General features: G+C 43.7%; 12 protein-coding genes. 1 reads left to right on the forward strand and 11 read right to left on the reverse strand.

Features of this window, described 5'->3' with window-relative positions:
• Positions 1 to 11: 11 nt before the first annotated feature.
• Entirely contained in the window at positions 12 to 1,211 is a 1,200-nt protein-coding gene (locus tag AB669_RS09720) for a pyridoxal phosphate-dependent aminotransferase (protein WP_047799126.1), read from the forward strand.
• Positions 1,212 to 1,320: 109 nt separating this feature from the next.
• Here AB669_RS09720 and AB669_RS09725 read toward each other — a convergent pair whose 3' ends face one another.
• The 11 genes from AB669_RS09725 to AB669_RS09775 form a co-directional block, all read right to left on the reverse strand.
• Positions 1,321 to 1,815, reverse strand: coding sequence for an SRPBCC domain-containing protein (locus tag AB669_RS09725; RefSeq protein WP_047799127.1), 495 nt, complete (start codon positions 1,813 to 1,815; stop codon positions 1,321 to 1,323).
• 4 nt (positions 1,816 to 1,819) lie between these two features.
• On the reverse strand, positions 1,820 to 2,143 hold the full coding sequence (locus AB669_RS09730; RefSeq protein ID WP_047799128.1) for a helix-turn-helix transcriptional regulator: 324 nt from the start codon (positions 2,141 to 2,143) through the stop codon (positions 1,820 to 1,822).
• A 566-nt stretch (positions 2,144 to 2,709) separates the two neighbouring features.
• Positions 2,710 to 4,644 carry a sialate O-acetylesterase gene (locus AB669_RS09735; RefSeq protein ID WP_047799129.1) on the reverse strand — a complete coding sequence of 645 codons (1,935 nt, stop codon included), beginning with the start codon at positions 4,642 to 4,644 and terminating at the stop codon, positions 2,710 to 2,712.
• The gene (locus AB669_RS09740; RefSeq protein ID WP_047799130.1) at positions 4,641 to 6,845 is read right to left on the reverse strand and encodes an alpha-galactosidase; all 2,205 of its coding nucleotides are present in this window, start codon (positions 6,843 to 6,845) and stop codon (positions 4,641 to 4,643) included. The genes AB669_RS09735 and AB669_RS09740 overlap by 4 nt, the downstream gene beginning before the upstream one ends.
• A gap of 10 nt (positions 6,846 to 6,855) precedes the next feature.
• Positions 6,856 to 8,868, reverse strand: coding sequence for a hypothetical protein (locus AB669_RS09745; protein ID WP_047799131.1), 2,013 nt, complete (start codon positions 8,866 to 8,868; stop codon positions 6,856 to 6,858).
• A gap of 5 nt (positions 8,869 to 8,873) precedes the next feature.
• Positions 8,874 to 11,207 carry a glycoside hydrolase N-terminal domain-containing protein gene (locus AB669_RS09750; RefSeq protein WP_047799132.1) on the reverse strand — a complete coding sequence of 778 codons (2,334 nt, stop codon included), beginning with the start codon at positions 11,205 to 11,207 and terminating at the stop codon, positions 8,874 to 8,876.
• A 2-nt stretch (positions 11,208 to 11,209) separates the two neighbouring features.
• A complete protein-coding gene (locus tag AB669_RS09755; RefSeq protein ID WP_047799133.1) occupies positions 11,210 to 11,995 on the reverse strand; it encodes an SDR family NAD(P)-dependent oxidoreductase in 786 nt (261 codons plus the stop codon).
• 17 nt (positions 11,996 to 12,012) lie between these two features.
• Positions 12,013 to 13,665 (reverse strand): sodium:solute symporter, encoded by a 1,653-nt coding sequence (locus tag AB669_RS09760; protein WP_047799134.1) that lies wholly within the window; start codon positions 13,663 to 13,665, stop codon positions 12,013 to 12,015.
• 25 nt (positions 13,666 to 13,690) lie between these two features.
• Complete coding sequence (locus tag AB669_RS09765) at positions 13,691 to 14,914, reverse strand: enolase C-terminal domain-like protein (RefSeq protein WP_047799135.1); 1,224 nt, start codon at positions 14,912 to 14,914, stop codon at positions 13,691 to 13,693.
• 2 nt (positions 14,915 to 14,916) lie between these two features.
• Entirely contained in the window at positions 14,917 to 16,128 is a 1,212-nt protein-coding gene (locus AB669_RS09770) for a DUF4998 domain-containing protein (RefSeq protein WP_047799136.1), read from the reverse strand.
• 30 nt (positions 16,129 to 16,158) lie between these two features.
• Complete coding sequence (locus tag AB669_RS09775) at positions 16,159 to 17,385, reverse strand: DUF5000 domain-containing lipoprotein (protein ID WP_047799137.1); 1,227 nt, start codon at positions 17,383 to 17,385, stop codon at positions 16,159 to 16,161.
• Positions 17,386 to 17,400 lie beyond the last annotated feature (15 nt).

Genomic DNA, 17,400 nt, shown 5'->3' on the forward strand with positions numbered 1-17,400 from the left:
ATTTTTGCACCATGCCACAAATTTCACAAAAAGGCCTGCAGATGCCTGCTTCGCCAATCAGAAAACTCACTCCATTTGCCGACAAAGCTAAACAGGACGGAAAAAAGGTTTTTCATCTAAATATTGGTCAGCCCGATATTGAAACACCCGAAATCATGCTGGATGCCATTAAGAACATTGATTTCAATGTTTGGGCTTATACACCATCAGAAGGTACTCTGGCTTATAGATTAAAGCTTACAGAATATTACAATAAGCTGGGTTATAACATTACACCTGAAAACATCCTGGTGACCGTTGGTGGTTCTGAAGCGATTACCATCGCCATGCAGACTTGTGTAAACGAAGGTGATGAAATCATCATCCCTGAACCATTTTACGCCAATTATAACGGCTTTGCCTGCATGAGTAATGTCGTTGTAAAACCCATCCTATCTTATATTGAAAATGGCTTTGCGCTTCCTCCTATTGCTGAATTCGAGAAACTGATAACAGAAAAAACGAAGGCAATTATTATCTGCAATCCAAATAACCCGACAGGATACCTGTACTCCAAAGAAGAATTGGATGCTTTGAAAAGTTTATGCTTAAAGTATGACCTTTTTCTATTCTCAGACGAGGCTTATCGTGAATTCTGTTATGATGGACGCGAATTTATCTCACCAATGCATTTGGATGGCTTAGATGAAAATGTAGTGATTATGGACACGGTTTCTAAACGTTATAGTGCATGTGGTGCCCGTTTAGGCTGTTTAATTACCAAAAACAAGGCCGTTATAGCTTCAGGTTTGAAGTTTGCACAGGCCAGGTTAAGCCCCGGAATGGTTGAACAGATTGCGGGAGCTGCAGCAGTAGATACCCCGGATAGCTATTTTGAGAAAGTAAATACGGAATACACTTTACGCCGTGATACGCTCGTAGGGAGATTAAATAACATCAATGGTGTATTTTGCCCTAACCCTGGAGGTGCTTTTTATGTAGTGGCTAAATTTCCGATTGATGATGCAGATAAGTTTTGCCAGTGGATTTTAGAAGAATTCAACCACAACAACCAAACGGTAATGATGGCACCGGCTACCGGGTTTTATTCAACCCCTGGTTCAGGAAAAAACGAGGTTCGCATGGCCTACGTATTAAATACCGATGATTTAAATAGCGCAATGGATTGCCTTGAAATTGCGCTGAAAGAATATCCTGGAAGAGTTGACTAATGTTTGACCGGTTCTTTATAGAATTGCTTTTCAACAATAATAAATCATACAGAAAACCCCACATCTTTGAGTATGTGGGGTTTTTTATTTAAAGAAACTGAGCTACAAATTAAGATAATGAAGCCAGTAATTTTTCCAGGTTGTCGATACTCATTTTAAAACCTGTTTCGAAGCCCATTTCAATCATTTTTTCCAAACGCTCAAGCGACTCGTTTACGATGATGATAGTTACTTTTGTAACGCCCTCCACTTCACTAAAAGTATGATCCCAGTCAGAACCTGGTAACTCTGGATTCTCGTTTGCATCTGCAAAAGCGTTATACAACCTGAAATTGGTTTTAGGGCTAATGGATGTGTACTCCTGAAGTGCCCAACGCTCCATGCCCTCCGGACTTATCATGGCGTAAAATCTTTTCCCACCTAATTTGAAATCCATGTATTTTGTTCTGGCCGACCAGGGTTTAGGTGCCTGCCACTGATCCAGCAATTCCTTTTTCGTAAATGCATCCCATACCAAAGGGAGTGCTGCTGCAAACTCTCTGGTGATCGATACCGTTTTTGTGGCCTTGTCAACGGTAAAATCAAATAATAAATCGGTTTTCATATTTTTATTTTTTAGATTGTTTTTTCATGTTTGCTAATAACACATCCAGTTGATTGAAATTAGTTTCCCAGATGTTTCTGAACTGTTCCAGCCATTTGTCAATCTCTTTCATCTTTTCTACTTCAAGGGAATAATAGATCTCTCTGCCTTGTTGCTCCTGTTTAACAATTTCGCACTCTGTGAGGATGCGCAGATGTTTTGAAATAGCCTGTCTCGTGGAATTAAAGTTTTCAGCGATGGCATTCGGCGTCATCGCCTGGATCGCAATCAATGTAATGATAGCGCGCCTTGTTGGATCAGCTATCGCCTGGAAAATATCTCGCCTCATCGGTTATTAATTAAAGTATATGAAACTATTCAGTTGCAAATATATATGCAACTATTTGGTTTCGCAAATAATTATTGATTTTATTTACCTCGGACCGGAGCAGCGACCATCAAGCTATGGTTTTATAAAAGTGCCCTGGCGATGGGTTTAAAGCAATTTAAGCAGCAAAAAGCGGGTTTAAATGGGTATACACTGCGTTTTCGCTGCATTTACCCAAACAATGTGCAAGGAATGTGCATACAATGTGCAAAGAATATGCATGGGTATTATCCGCGACGGTATTACCAACCTACCGGAAAACCTAAAGGATGGTAACATTTGAAAATGCAACCATCATCTCGAATGTGTTAAAATTTAGGTCAAACAAAATATTCTGTTATGCGTTATCTTATCATGTCACCATTCAAAGCAGCAATAATCGTGGGGGTAACCATAGGCCTCATTTCATTTATCGGATATAGAGCAATTAATCGTGTTCATCAGCTTCCTGCGAACAGATAGATTTGCTTTAAAAATCCTCCGTTAACATGATATATTAATTTATGGTATTAATGGCAAAATCAATACTATAGAGTTGTCCGAAACGGACCAGCGGGAAGTCCTGATTGGTTGGTTAAATTTCCATTCGGGTAATTTGCCCATGAATATTTTACTGCTACCGGTTTTGCAACCTGATCGCTCTGCAGATGAACATGTCCGTTTTTGATACTGGCTGTTGCCGGATAAAACACCTGGTCAGCTCCGGCAATAAGAAAGCCTTTTAAACTGCCCGACTTTGCCTGAATACCATTATTGAATCCAAAGGTTAAGATCAACTCGTTGTTTTGCTGAACCAATGATTGATAAACCGGGCCGGAGTACTCTACAGGTTTATGATAGGTTTTAGCTAGCGCAATCAAGGCTAGCCTTTTGCCAACATCCTGTTTGTTTTTCGGATGAATATCAGCTTCCTCCCCGATATCAATGGTTACGGCCATGCCCGTGTGTGGCAATGCCAGTGTTTTGAGCTGAGCATTACGAAGCATTGGCCAGGAGGTTTCGTCACCTTCCCCCCTACCATAGCCAGCCAGCTGAGCAAAGTAGAAGGGTAACGTTGGGTTTTTAAACTGCGTTCTCCAATCCTGAATCAATGCAGGAAAAAGGGTTTCATATTGAACAGCGCGGATGGCATTGGCTTCTCCCTGATACCAGATAACGCCTTTGATAGCGAATGAAATAAAAGGGTGAATCATGGCGTTGTATAGCACTGTTGGTCTGTTGGCACCCGAGTTAGCCTGAGGTATGGGTTTCAAATCTTTTAAATCGACACCGGTTTGATATTTCCACAAACCATTTATACTCACTTTTTCACCAGCACCCTGAATAAAAAGGTTTGAGGGCTCACCGTAAATACCACCGCCCCCGCCGCCGTCGAAAACACGTACGGTTATGAAATGGTCGCCGGGTGAAACCCTTTCTTTGGGCACCCGGTATTTACGTTCACGATCGTAGCCCTCCGATCTGCCGATTTCCTGCCCGTCGAAAAAAGTGATATCATTATCATCTATCGTTCCCAGCGATAAAATCAGCTCCTGACCTGTCCAGCTCTGGGGTATCGTAATTTTCTTTCTAAACCAGACTACGCCATCAAAACCAGGATTTTCTTTGGCGTCAAAAAACGCGGGCAAGGTCATCTCTTTCCATCCGGCATCACCGATATTTTTACCTGCCCAAACTGCTGTACCTGATTTAATCCCTTTATCCTGCAATTTTAAGGCTTCATTCCAGGCAGTAATTTGTTTTAAATAGTCTTCATCACCATTCTTTTGCTGAACCTGGGCAAGTGCGGTTTTAAAGTCGGGAAATTGCGATATGGTTTTAGCACTGGTCCACGCTTCAGCTACAGTACCACCCCAGGAACTGTGAATTAACCCTATCGGAATTCCGGTTTGTTTATACACTTCTCTGGCAAAGAAATATGCAGTCGATGAAAATTCCGGCACATTAGTCGGGGAGCACACATTCCATCCTCCATTCTGAACACTGAGATCATACGTTGGAAAATTAGCTGTAGTGTGGTTTACCTGCAGTAACCTGATGTTGGGATAGTTTGCAGCAGCGATTTCCGATTGGTAATTGCTGATTTTCCCCCAGCCGGCCAATGGCATTTCCATGTTCGACTGCCCTGAGCACAACCACACATCACCAATCAGTACGTTATCAAATTTTATTGCTGTGCCGGCTGCAGAAAGCACCATGATATATGGCCCTCCATAAGCAGGTGTTTTAATTCTGATCTTAAAGTTCCCGGCTTTATCTGTACGCTGCGCATATTTTTTTTGATCCCAGGAACAGGCCAGCATTATCAGATCACCTGGATTTGCCTTTCCCTCCATATTGATTTCAGCTTTTTGCTGCAATACCATATTTGAACTGAAAAAGGCGGGCAGCGTAACTTTCGCCTGCGATGCAGTATAGGAGCAAAACAACAGGCAAACTAATGCTAATTTAATTCTGATCATGATTTAACCTCCTCCACTTTAATCACTACACTGGTTCGGTCTGCTTTAACATTTGGATTGAAACCCACTTTCATCAAAAAATCACCACTGTAAATCGTCTTGGAATCGATGCTTGACTGAGTACCCGGATACAAGTTGATTTCGGTTAAACGGTATTTTTTATCAGGGTTCAGTCCCTGCATCCTGATTGGCAATTTACTGCCTTCATCGTAACGGCTATTCACCAGGTAGTTAAAAGTGACCGCAGCAGATTGGTCTGCGCTGACAAACAACATGGAGGCAACGCTGCCTTCAGCAGGATTTGCCAGGCGATATTGCTCGCCTTGCCAGATGGTTTGCTTGATTTCATTATAATTTTTAATCGCAAGCTGGCAAAACTTAAGGTCATTTTCCGGCAGTTTACTTACCACAATATCGAAACCCAGTTTCCCCATCATGGCTACATCGGTGCGGAATTTAATTGGCTGCTTACCCCAATCGGTAACATGGTTGGAGCTGGCGATAGCCGGATAAAAATAGGAATACTCCCACTGAATGAAAATACGTTCGAGGGGATCGGTATTATCGCTTGGCCAGAATTCAGTAAAATATTTAAGCGCCGCATAATCTACCCTTCCACCTCCGCCCGAGCAAAGCATCATCGGAACTTTAGGATACTTTGCCCTGATCCTTTCCAGAACCTTGTATAAGCCCTGCACGTATTCGATGTAAAAAGCGGCCTGATCCTTTAAATGGGAAGAATAGGCATTATAAATAACTGCATTGCAGTCCCATTTGATATAAGCAAGAGACGGATTCTTGGTAAAAAGACCGTCTACAATGCCAAATACAAAGTCCTGTACTTTTGGATTAGCCAAATCCAGTACCAGTTGATTCCGGAAGTAATATTCGTCCCTTTTAGGTTGCTTCACCACCCAATCGGGATGTTTTTCATAGAGTTCGCTTTTGGGATTCACCATTTCCGGTTCTATCCAGATGCCGAATTTCACATCATTCTGACCGGCTTCTTTTACCAGTGAACTGATTCCGTTGGGCAGTTTCTGTTTATTCTCCTGCCAGTCGCCTAACCCTGCATGATCATCATTACGTGGATATTTATTGGCGAACCAGCCATCATCCAGTAAAAACATATCTACGCCAAGGGTTTTGGTATCTTTCAGTAACCCGGCCAGTTTCTGTTCATTGAAATCAAAATAGGTGGCTTCCCAGTTGTTTAGCAAGGTTAAGCGGTCGCCTTTACCATCCAGAAGTTGGTAGTTGCGCGCCCAGCTTTGCAATTTCCGGCTAGCGTCGCCTTTACCTTTGGTTGAGAAAGTATAGAGAAATTTCGGTGTAACAAAAGGTTGGTTAGCCTTGAGCTTAAAGTTGGATGCATAATTGTTTATACCGGCAATAATCCGAAGGTTATCCTGATAATCCAGTTCGAGATCTACACGGAAATTACCACTCCACTCCATTGCGCCGTATAAAACATCACCCTGGGTTTCAGTTGCCGGAGCGTTGAGTGAAACCATAAACCCAGAAGGCTGAAACAAGTTTGCCCGGGTACCCAGTTTGCTATCCAGCGTTTTAATACCGTGGGTAAGGCGGCTTTCTTCAGGCTGCATCTCCTTTGCCCAATCGCCATGGTATTGTTTCAGAAAATAACTTTTACCCTTCAGGTATAGATTTGCGGAAGCGAACTTTTCTAAAGTAACCGCACCTTTTTCACTGTGACTGATTTCGGTCCATTGTTCAATTACATCTTCCTTAAAGAAACTCTTATAAAACAGTTTAACCGTGAAGTTGTATACCGGATCTTTTAAGGTAAGTGTAGTTAAACGAACATTGTCGTTGATATCTTCAGCTTGCTGTTGAACGAAATTCAGGTTCAGGCTTTTGTTCCCGTCAGCGTGCGTTACACTGATAGCCGGTTCGGCCAGGTTACGCGAGCCAGAAGGCGTATAAGCTGCATTTAACTGACCCGTGTATTCTGTTGTTTGTTTATAGGCAGCATTTACCTGAGCGTATTCGGCAGGCGAATGCAACTTTTCACCGAAATAAATGGTGTTTACATCCTTGCCTTTCACGGCTTCGAGTACCATCGCGTTATGGGCGGTTTCAATGCTGATGATTTCCTGTGCAAGTCCTGCCTGGCCAATACCAAACAAACCGAGTAACAGGATTTGATGCTTGAATGTAGATATAATAATTGCTTTCATTGGTGTGTATTTATTTTAATGTGATTTTAAGCATGGTTGCCTGAGCTGGCTGGAGTGCTTGCTGATGATAGTTTATGGGGTTGATGGGTTGATGGCTTATCAGATCTTCGATGGATACAATCGATTTTTCATCAATGCCTAACCTGGAATAATCGATAGGTGCTATAGCAGAGCGGTTTCCATAGTTGAAAAGTGCCACATACCTCACCTTGCCCTGTTCTTTTATAAACTGGTTTGATGCACTCTTGCCCCGGTTGCCGTCCACCGGTTTAAAAGCTTTCCCATCACGAATAATCTGAAGCAAATCCTGATCCTGAAACAGCTTTTGGGCATTGGCTTTCCATGGTCCGTTGGCTGAGAAATCATCCCCAACAATTAAAGTTCCGGTTACTATGGCTGATAGCGTTCGTGAAATATTTGCAGCCTCGCCTTCATTGCCCAGAACAACATGGTCTGCATCGATATAATGATACAGATAAGTTTGCCACCAGCCGTTAGTTACACTGTTTAAGGTGTATTCAGTATCTTTAATGCTCTTGAAAGCATCGCAGGCGATCCGCCTCACCTGAACATACCTGCCGGAAGCTACACTTGGCGATATGGCGGCATAAATCAGCATTTTGTTATCCAGGCATTGCAGCAAATATTCCATTCCAACCCTATAGGCCTGCATGCCTGTGCTAACCTTTGGATTATAAAACTGGGTAGATTCTACTGCTGCATGACCCAAAAAGTCTATTTTAATCATTTCAAACCCACAGGCTTTGAGATTTGAAATGACTGACCAAATTCTTTTTTGTGTGCCCGGATGTGTCGGATCCAAGGCTCTTGCACCATCAAAATCATGGAAACCACCCTCCACTTTCGTCCACATTTCGCCAAAAGTAAAATCACTGCCGGGTGCTTTTCGGTTTGCTCCGCCCTGAAAGCCCCAGTCTGTAAACGGTGCCCAATAAATGCCGGGCTTTAAACCCTTGCTTTTACAGTAATCAGCAAACTTCTTTAATGCCGAATAATCATTTCCTTTAAGCAGGTTATCCCAGTATGAATCCAGATCGATGTAGGCGACATTGCCCATGCGGAAGCTTTTCAGGTTTTCGGCAAAAAAATCCACCACCTGAGTTACCTTTTCGTAGGAGAGCTTTTCTTGCATTACACCCCAGCTATTCCAGCCTACAGGTGTAGCTCCTGTCCAGTTCGCCACAATTGGCTTTTCAGTTTCACGAACGGTTTTGGCATAGCTTTCCATACCTGTACGCCAGTCGTCGAAATAGCCAAAAAGAATGCCTGAGGAAGAAATTGAATTTCCTTTCAGGTAGCCATGTGCTGATCGGTCGCGTGTAAGCTCGTAGCTGGTATATCCACATTCAACGGCCAGTTCTAGGTGCTGCGGGACGGGCAGACGAGTCTTCAAAGCGGTTTTCCACTGGTCATGGTTCAAAGTACCGATCACATAACCTTTTCTGGTACGGTTATCATAAACAGAAGTAACTTCCGAACTGACATGCTCTTTTTCCATGCTGAGCAAGTTCGCCTGGTAACTGATGAAGGTATCGTTATCAAAAGGAACCATTAAACCCGTTTGATTCGTAAAATCATCAGCAGCAGTTAACTTTCCTTTAAGGGGAAACATTTGGTTGCTGCTTAAAGCCGTACCCGAAATGGAAACTTTAATCACGAAAAATTGATGGTTGGAGTATGCAAAAATCGATTGGATGAAAGTCACTCCGGATTTGCTTCTGCCCGTAAACTGATACTGCTGACCGGTTCCGGTATCATTCTTAAAAGTCTTTTTCACAATTGTGCGCCGATTGAAATCACGGGAGCTGATCATTTCATTGTTGACCAGCACTTCAGAATAACCATCTTTCAGTACCTGTTTTCCGTTTACAGACACATCAAAAGTCCCTTTTTCGGCTTTGTAATCGATAAAGGAATTTTTACCGAAAGGAATTTTTTGTCCGAAAACTGACGCATTGCTAAAAATAAGGAAAAGGCAAATTACCTTCAATAAATTGTTCATGGCTATTACGATTTCTGACTGGTCATATCAACCATTTTACCGTTAATTTTAATTTTTATTTTAGTAGGTACCGGGCCATAGACCTTATAGGCAGTTACTTTTCCATCCTTCCATTCGAAATCTACCGTTAGGTTCCCGCGGGCTTTTACGCCGGTAATTTTACCCGAAGCTTTCCACTCCTGAGGGATAGATGGCAATAATTCGATAAAGCCATCGTGACTCTGGATCAGCATTTCGGCAATGCCAGCCGCTCCGCCAAAGTTACCATCAATCTGGAAAGGTGGACCGGCAGACAGCAGATTCGGATATATCCCTCCTCCTGCACCATAGTTAATGTCTGTTTTAATGGTGGGTTTCATCAGTTCGTGCAGCAGTTTGCCCGAACGTTCCCCATCCTGTAACCTGGCCCAGAATAATAGCTTATAGGCAATCGACCAGCTTGGTCCGTCATCGCCCCTAACTTCCAGTGATTTTTTTGCCGCTTCTGCCAGTTCCGGTGTTTTAACCGGAGTAATTAATGATGCGGGATAAAGCCCGTATAAATGGGAAATATGACGGTGTTGGGGTTCGGTTTCCTTGTAATCCCTTATCCATTCCATGATCCGGCCGTCTTTGCTGATAGTTCCGGCAGGAGGTACAGCTTTTAACTTCTCCGACAGAAACTTACTGAAGTCCTGATCAACGCCCAGGGTTTTCGCCGCATCGATCACATTTGTAAACAATTCTCTTACAATCTGATTATCAATGGTTGGCCCCATGGAGATGCTGGCTGTTTTTCCGTTAGGAAGATAGAAAGTATTTTCAGGAGAAACGGACGGTGCGGTGACCAGCCAACCCGTTTCAGGATCTTTAACCAGCGCATCGGCATAAAATTCAGCCGAACCTTTCAATATGGGATAGATTTTTTTGAGATAAGCCTGATCATTGCTAAAAGCATAATGATCCCATAGATTGTTACATAACCAGCCCGACCCCGCATTTGAAGCACCCCATGAGGCACTTTCACCAGGTTCGGTGAAACCCCATACATTGGTGATGACATGGGCGATCCAACCTTTGGAATTGTAATAGGCTTTTGCCGTTTTCTCTCCGTTTTTCAGCATTCTTCCAACTAAATCCGCCAGTGGCAGGTTCAACTCAGATAAGTTACTCACTTCAACGGGCCATTGATTCATCTGGATATTGACGTCGAGATGGTAATCGCCGTTCCATGGGGTATGAACCTGGTTAGCCCACAGCCCCTGCAAATTTGGCGGCAATAAACCTACTCGGGTGCTGCTGATGCTTAGATAGCGGCCAAACTGATAAAATAGCACCGGAAAGCCAACATCGGCTTTCGGGTTTTTATTGTAGTTGACTAAACGTTCATCAGTTGGGATGGTGTCTGTAATGTTGTTACCAATCTTTAAACTTAAGCGGTTGAATTTTTTCTGATAGTTACGGATATGGTTTTGTTTTTGAATGGCGTAAGTTTTGGAAAATGCCGATTTTAAGTCGAAATTCACCTTTTCTTTAAACCCCGCATCCATAAAATCCGTACCGGCGGCGATGTAGATCAGTGCACTGGTGGCATTTTTAACAATGATTTTATTGTTTTTGACGGTTTGTGTACCTCCCGTTAAGCGGGCTTTTACGCGACTGATATACTGCATGCCTTTGCCATCTATGCCGTTGTCCAGTTGTCCGCTCATGATCAGTTCCCCATTTGCAGCAGCTACAATTCCCCGCTCCGGACGAGATATTTCGATATCAAAATTCAACAAGCCTGGTTTGGAGGCCGTTAACCTGATTACATCTACATCATCATCAAAACTCGTGAGGTATTCGCGGGTGTAGGCGGCGCCATCGATGACAAAGCTGGTTCTGGCCACAGCCTGAGACAGCGAAAGTTCACGTTGATAAAGGCTTGCATCTTCAGCGGCATTTTTATGGTTTGGATAAGTAAAATTAAGCTTTAAATTACCCAGCAGCTGAAAGCAGCCATAATTGGTGCCACCTGAACCCGGACCTTTACAAATGAAATTTTTATTAACCAGATCCTGAGCCAGATCGTTCTTGCCTGCTAAAATAAGTTGCCTGATTTCTGGAAGGCTTTTATGGGCTTCATAGTTGTTGGCATCCTGTGGGGCTCCCGACCATAATGTAATGTCGTTGAGTACTATGTTTTCGGTATTGATTCCCCCGTCAGGCATCATACCCAGGCGGCCGTTTCCAAGCGGAATGGTTTCTTCCCAACGCCGGGCCGGTTTATTATACCAGAGTTTAAGGTTCTGCTGCGCAGCAGCATGCTCAATAAGGAACGAGCAGAAAGACAGCAATAATATCAGTTGATTTCGCATAACTAAATAGTTTCCAGTTGATTTATTTTTTTATATCCCAGTTCGGCCCCGCCACTTACCGGCATAATGATTCCGGTGATAAAGCGGGCTTTATCGGACGCAAGAAACACACAGGCATCAGCTACCACATCGCCGCTGGGGCAATACCCTAAGGCATGTATACCATCAAGGTAGTGTTTGATTCCTTCTACATCATTCTGTGCTTTACCCCACTCCTCCAGCATATCTGTCCACACGCCAGCCGGGGCCACTGCATTGACACGGATTTTATATTTTGCATAATCCAATGCCATCGATTTGGTAAGCGCGTTGATTGCGCCCTTGGTAGCGGAATAAGCAGCATGATTTTCCTGTCCTATTTCCCCAACCAGACTACTCGTATTGATGATACACCCATGGGATTTGATCAGTGCTTCAAGACCGAATTTTACGGTGTGGTAAACACCCTTTACGTTAACATTAAATAAGTCATCCCATTCCGAATCATCTGTTTCATGAATATTTTTTGAGGGATAGGCAATACCTGCATTGTTATGAATCACATCTATCTGATGAAAACGATCGAGTGTTTTCGCGACGGCATTGCGGATATCCTGTGCATTTGACACATCGGCATGAATGCCAATATGTGGTGCGCCTAAAATAGAAAGCGCACGATTAATCGAAGCCTGATCATTGGAAATGATGGCCAGCTTTGCACCTTCTTCTGCATATTTTAATGCGCACTCAAAGCCGATACCCTTTGAGCCGCCTGTTAGAAATACAACTTTGTTTTTTAGTAAATGCATCTTGTATTTAAAATTAGTTATCTGAATAAATAGAATAGAACCGCCATGCTGATGAACAATATGGCGGATAATGTTTTATAGTTGCCCAATCCGGGCCAGCCTTTTGCTGTTAGCGGTGATTTCCATGAAGCCCAGTATAACGTAGCACTTTCGTGGGTATGTACAACAGGGTAGATATAGGAAAGTATAATCTGTAACAGTACACAAAATGTAAACAGGTAAAAAGCCATCATCATAAAAGGGATTGCTGCGAACCAGGTATCTGTCCACAATTTATTGATGGTAAACACCACTGCTCCCAGGGCAGAACCGAACCACAGGGTAATTTTTGCTGATGCCGCAGAGGCACCTTTCCAGAAAATCCCTAACAGGAATACGCAGGTAATTGGGGGAGCAATGTGAGCGATGATGTCATTGATCCCGCTAAAAATACTTTCGTACCGGTTGAGTAGTGGCAGTAAGCACAGAGAGAACAGCAAGGCTATACCTGCGGCAATTTTACCGGTTTTAACCAGTTTCCGATCGTTGAGGTTGGGGTAATACCGGGCGTAGATATCATAGCTCACCATGGTTGAAATTGAGTTTAACGCGCCCGATACCTGGCTCATTAAGCCGGAGAGTAAAGCAGCAACCAGCAGACCAATAAGGCCGCTGGGCAGTAGTTGCGTAATCATCAGCGTGTAGATGCCTTTACTTTCTACTATTGGCTGACCATTGCTGCCCATCGTCGTAATGCTTGAAAGATCGAGCTGGCCGGTTTGCGCCAATGTGTAGGCAAAAAGGCCCGGAATGATGAATATAAATACGGGCAGAATTTTGATGAAGCCACAGAATAACGTACCCACGCGGGCATGATTCTCATTTTTGGCTCCCAGAACGCGTTGCACAATGGTTTGATCGGCGCACCAATACCAGATGCCCAATACCGGGTAACCTAAAAATACGGCATACCATGGCATTCCTGATGGATCGCGGGCCGGCCTTAACATCGAAAGTTTTACGCTTTGTCTTTCAGAATGTAAAACCTCAACCATGGCATTCCAGCCCGACATTTTATGATAGCAGGCAAAACAAATGACGCCTGCCCCCAGTAACAATACTACGGTTTGAATGGATTCGGTTACTACAACGGCCTTCAAACCACCCACAATAGTATACATGGCCGTGATGATACAGATGACCACAACGCTCAGATATATATTTACGCCAAACAGGGTTTTGAGTACAATACCACCTGCAAGCATAGAAAATGCGATGTGGATGATGATGGCTGAAACGATAGATACAAACGTTAACCAGTCCCTGCTCGAACGATCGTAACGTTTCTCCAGGAAATCGGGTAAGGTAGATACGCCTGATTTGATGTAAAAAGGAACAAAAAACAGGGCGAGCAGTATCAGGGTAAAGGCAGCCATCCATTCGAAATTCCCGCTAAGTAAACCGGTATCAAAACCACTTTGTGCCAAACTAACCAGGTGGACGGTTGATATGTTTGTAGCGAAAAGCGCCAGACCGATTGCCGGCCACTTTAGCGACTTACCGGCCAGAAAATAGCTGCTGGCTTCATTTTTTTGGCTTTGACGGCGGTGCCTGATGCCCACCCACAATCCGATGAACAGAATGAGAAGGATATAACTGGCACTAATGATGATGTCAACGGTCTGGATCATTTTAAATTGATTTTAATAATTGAAATTACAATTTAAGATCGCAACTGCTGCCTGTATTTTGTGGCGTAATGTATAAACCGTTTTCTAAACGGACCGGATGAATAAAACGCGCTTTTAAATGTGGGATGTGTTCTAAAAATAAAGCCTCGTGACCTAAGGCGATGTGGTTAAACAGCACCAGGTGTTGATGGAGCTGGCCCATATCCCCTACATGCGGTACAACGGGAATATTAAATTTTCTGCACAATAAACTTACTGCCAAAAACTCACTTACCCCACCTACCCGTACGGCATCTACCTGCATAAAGCCAGTACATTTTACCTGCAGATAATTTTTGAACACGATCGCATTTGGCACATGCTCGCCCAATGCGAGTTTAACCGGGGCAATTTTCTGTGCCAGGGTTTGATGTGCCAGCACATCGTCGGGATGCGTTGGCTCTTCAATCCAGTAAGGATTCATTTTACTCAGTTCGGCACAAATGGCTAATGCCTGAGGCAGGTTCCATTGCTGATTGGCGTCGAGCATGATTTTAATGTCATCACCTACAACTTCACGAACCATATTGGCGCGGCGGATATCATGCTGCGGATCTTTCGATCCGACCTTAAGTTTCATGGCAGTAAAGCCCGTTTCCAATGCCCTTTTAACGTTCTGTTTTACCTGCTCATCAGGATAGTTGAACCAGCCAATGGAGGTATCATATCCGGGGTAACCCACATTTAAGATTGAAGTGCGGGAAGACTGTGTAAGCTTATTTTCGTTTATTAAATCAATGGCCTGCTGCCGGGTAAGCTCATCTTCCAGGTATGAAAAATCGATAGTATTCGCCAGTTCTTCCGCTGAAAGATCGATCATTAGTTTCCAAAGCGGCACACCTCTCTTTTTTGCCCACAAATCCCAGCAAGCATTGGTAACGGCGGCCAGTGCCAGGTGAACAATACCCTTGTGGGGGCCAAGCCATCTGAATTGCTGTTCATTAGCAAAAGACCTGTAGGTTGTGCCAAAGCTCGCCATCAATTCTTCGATGTCCATTCCGCGTAACTGGCTTGCATAAAAACCGGCGGCTTTGCAAACCAGATCGTTTCCTTCACCTAAAGTAAAAGCAAAGCCGGTACCTGTCAAACCGTTATCATCTTTTAAGTTTACCACGGCATAGGAATAGATGGGGTCGCGATGAATGGCATCACTTCCCGCACCATTTCCCAGTGGGAATCTCGCATCTCTTATCTCGATACTTTTAATCATAATTACTGCTTATTCCAAAAAGTGAGCTCGCTCATATTGCTGTAGCCTGAACCGGTTACGGTATGCAATACTCTGATGCGGATGTAACGGACAGGTGGCGGGTTAGCGATCAGGTCAAATTTCATGGCATTTTTACCATCATCTGTCCGGGTGATGTCTTTCAGTAAGGTCCAGCCTTTTGCAACAGCTTCAGCCTTCCAGCCGGAATCATCAGCCCTTAAATTTGTGGTGGCATTGGTGAGGTCATTGATCCCCCACACTTCAAAACGATCAGGATTATTGCAGCAATCCCGGCCAACTTCCTCAATCTGGGCCAGGTTGGTGTAAGTTCTTCCCATATCGAAGGTGAGCACGTGTGCAATATAACTGCCATCACTGTGAAAGATGTTCGGGTAGCCCTGCGGACCATTGCTATTGTCCCAAAGCTTACTGATGCTTGTACCGGATTCGTAGGTATTCACATCATTGGGCAGGCGAACTTCCCTGAATAATGATTTATCACATTGTGCAAAAGTGAATATTTTTGGAAAGGTGGAAAAGTCGCTTACGCTGAATACATCCAATGAGCCTAAAGATGGGATATAGGAAGATTTATAAAGCACATCAGTTCCTGATTTATAATCATTTAAGGTAATCGACATATCCTTTGCTGCCAGCGTTTTCTCCGTAACCACATTGCTGGTATTGGTATACCGGATAGTGGTACCTACGTTGATGGTATCAGGTACATTAAAATTCAGCTGAACGGAACCGTTGGCATTAACAACGTAAGGCTCGGTAGCGTTGAACGGGCGGTTTAACAATGCACCCTGATATAGAGGCCCGTAAACCCTTACGTTGGGCGCTTCAATAGGAATTGATTTCCGTCCCTGTGCGTCGTAAGACAATACGGTGAACGTATAAGTATACTCACTTAGGTTCGGAATAATCACTTTAATGGTATCCAAAGGACTATGAGAAGTGGAGTTTACAGTTATTGAATCGACATTATTATTCCACTTGATTACATATTTGGTTACGCTTGGATCGGGACTCGGATTAAACCATAATCCTGTACGCAGGTTACCGGCTTTAGCTACAATTTTTGAAACTTTTCCGGGGTAAACGGTTTCGCCGTTTTTAAGGAACTCCTTGAAGGCGACATCATCTTTAGTACAACTGATGATGATGGTTGCAATAAGCAGCACCGCTAAAACTATATATCTGTTTTTCATTTTTTCTCTACTGATTAATTTGAAGAATAATTATCGGGCATCACCGTAAAACGCCATTTCCATAGCGTGCGCAAAGGTGCCGCTAGACCATGTTGTGGATACGCTTAAACGTACATAGCGGACTTTTGGACTTACCAGCGGAACATTGAAACTTACACCTGCTTTAACAAAATCATTATCGGCAGTGGTGTGTGCAACCGGCGTAGCGCCAGAAGGTGGCGGCGGATAATTGTAATTTCCCAGGTTTGTCCAGTCGCCGATTACCGTTCCTTCAGGAGCAGACATAGGCAGGCTGGCATCTCTCGGAGCCGTTGCGTTTGATCCCCAGAGTGAAAATACTTTTGGATTACCATGCCCGTAAGCAAATTTATCCCCTCCGTCCGGGCGTTCCCAAAGAATGAAACGACTCAGTTTGGCACTTACGCCCAGGCCGAATGTAGCAATAGCAGGCATGGCACCGCCTGGCGCAGTATGCCAGCCATTTGAACTTCCATCGGTTCTTCCATCCCATAAATAGGGTAAATCCCATCCATAAGCAATTACGCCATCTGATGGCAGGCGGTAAGAAGTAAACTTATTTCTATCCAGAATCGATTCAAAAAGCGGGGTGATTGTTTTATAGGTGGTATCAGATATATTTCCGTAATTATCAATAACATAATAGCCAATTCTCTTTTCAACCGGCTGGTAACCGCGAACTGAATAATCTATTGTAGCAAGTTTGGAGAAATTCTGGTCAATCACATCAGACACATTGCCTTCAAAGCCTAAAAGGATCACGCCTAAATTTGCTTTACCCGGGTTGGTGCCGGTGATTTTAATCCCGCCGAAATCTGCCTGGGCATTAATGGTAGGTTTTACCAGTAAGTATGGTGGCGTATCCGGGCTCACTTTAACAACCAGCGGATCAGACTTCACATTGGCCCTGCTCACCGTGTAAAGTGTAACGTCGTATTCTTGCTTTTTAGCAAATCCCTCCACCGTGATGGTGTCGGAATAGTAGCTTGATTTGGTTTCCCGCGTGGTAACGCCATTTATTTTATATTGCGCCAACACGTAGAGAATATTTTGAGAATTAGGAAGCGAGTAGGTAATATTGGCTCCCCCATTATAATTCTGCACTTTAACGTTGCTTACCACCGCCGGCTTGGTCATATCTGTTGAGGCCGGCTCATTATAGGTTTCCATTTTTTCGCAGGCCATTAGACAAACGATTGAAAACAACATGAGCGCAATCCATTTATTTATATTTTTCATTTTCTTAAACTTAAG

Source organism: Pedobacter sp. BMA (assembly GCF_001027745.1).
Classification (GTDB): Bacteria; Bacteroidota; Bacteroidia; order Sphingobacteriales; family Sphingobacteriaceae; genus Pedobacter.

Coding starts and splice junctions, on each gene's coding strand:
- AB669_RS09770 (WP_047799136.1), bottom strand. CDS start 16,128: ATGAAAAACAGATATATAGTTTTAGCGGTGCTGCTTATTGCAACCATC.
- AB669_RS09740 (WP_047799130.1), bottom strand. CDS start 6,845: ATGAAAGCAATTATTATATCTACATTCAAGCATCAAATCCTGTTACTC.
- AB669_RS09750 (WP_047799132.1), bottom strand. CDS start 11,207: ATGCGAAATCAACTGATATTATTGCTGTCTTTCTGCTCGTTCCTTATT.
- AB669_RS09765 (WP_047799135.1), bottom strand. CDS start 14,914: ATGATTAAAAGTATCGAGATAAGAGATGCGAGATTCCCACTGGGAAAT.
- AB669_RS09720 (WP_047799126.1), top strand. CDS start 12: ATGCCACAAATTTCACAAAAAGGCCTGCAGATGCCTGCTTCGCCAATC.
- AB669_RS09775 (WP_047799137.1), bottom strand. CDS start 17,385: ATGAAAAATATAAATAAATGGATTGCGCTCATGTTGTTTTCAATCGTT.
- AB669_RS09730 (WP_047799128.1), bottom strand. CDS start 2,143: ATGAGGCGAGATATTTTCCAGGCGATAGCTGATCCAACAAGGCGCGCT.
- AB669_RS09745 (WP_047799131.1), bottom strand. CDS start 8,868: ATGAACAATTTATTGAAGGTAATTTGCCTTTTCCTTATTTTTAGCAAT.
- AB669_RS09760 (WP_047799134.1), bottom strand. CDS start 13,665: ATGATCCAGACCGTTGACATCATCATTAGTGCCAGTTATATCCTTCTC.
- AB669_RS09725 (WP_047799127.1), bottom strand. CDS start 1,815: ATGAAAACCGATTTATTATTTGATTTTACCGTTGACAAGGCCACAAAA.
- AB669_RS09755 (WP_047799133.1), bottom strand. CDS start 11,995: ATGCATTTACTAAAAAACAAAGTTGTATTTCTAACAGGCGGCTCAAAG.
- AB669_RS09735 (WP_047799129.1), bottom strand. CDS start 4,644: ATGATCAGAATTAAATTAGCATTAGTTTGCCTGTTGTTTTGCTCCTAT.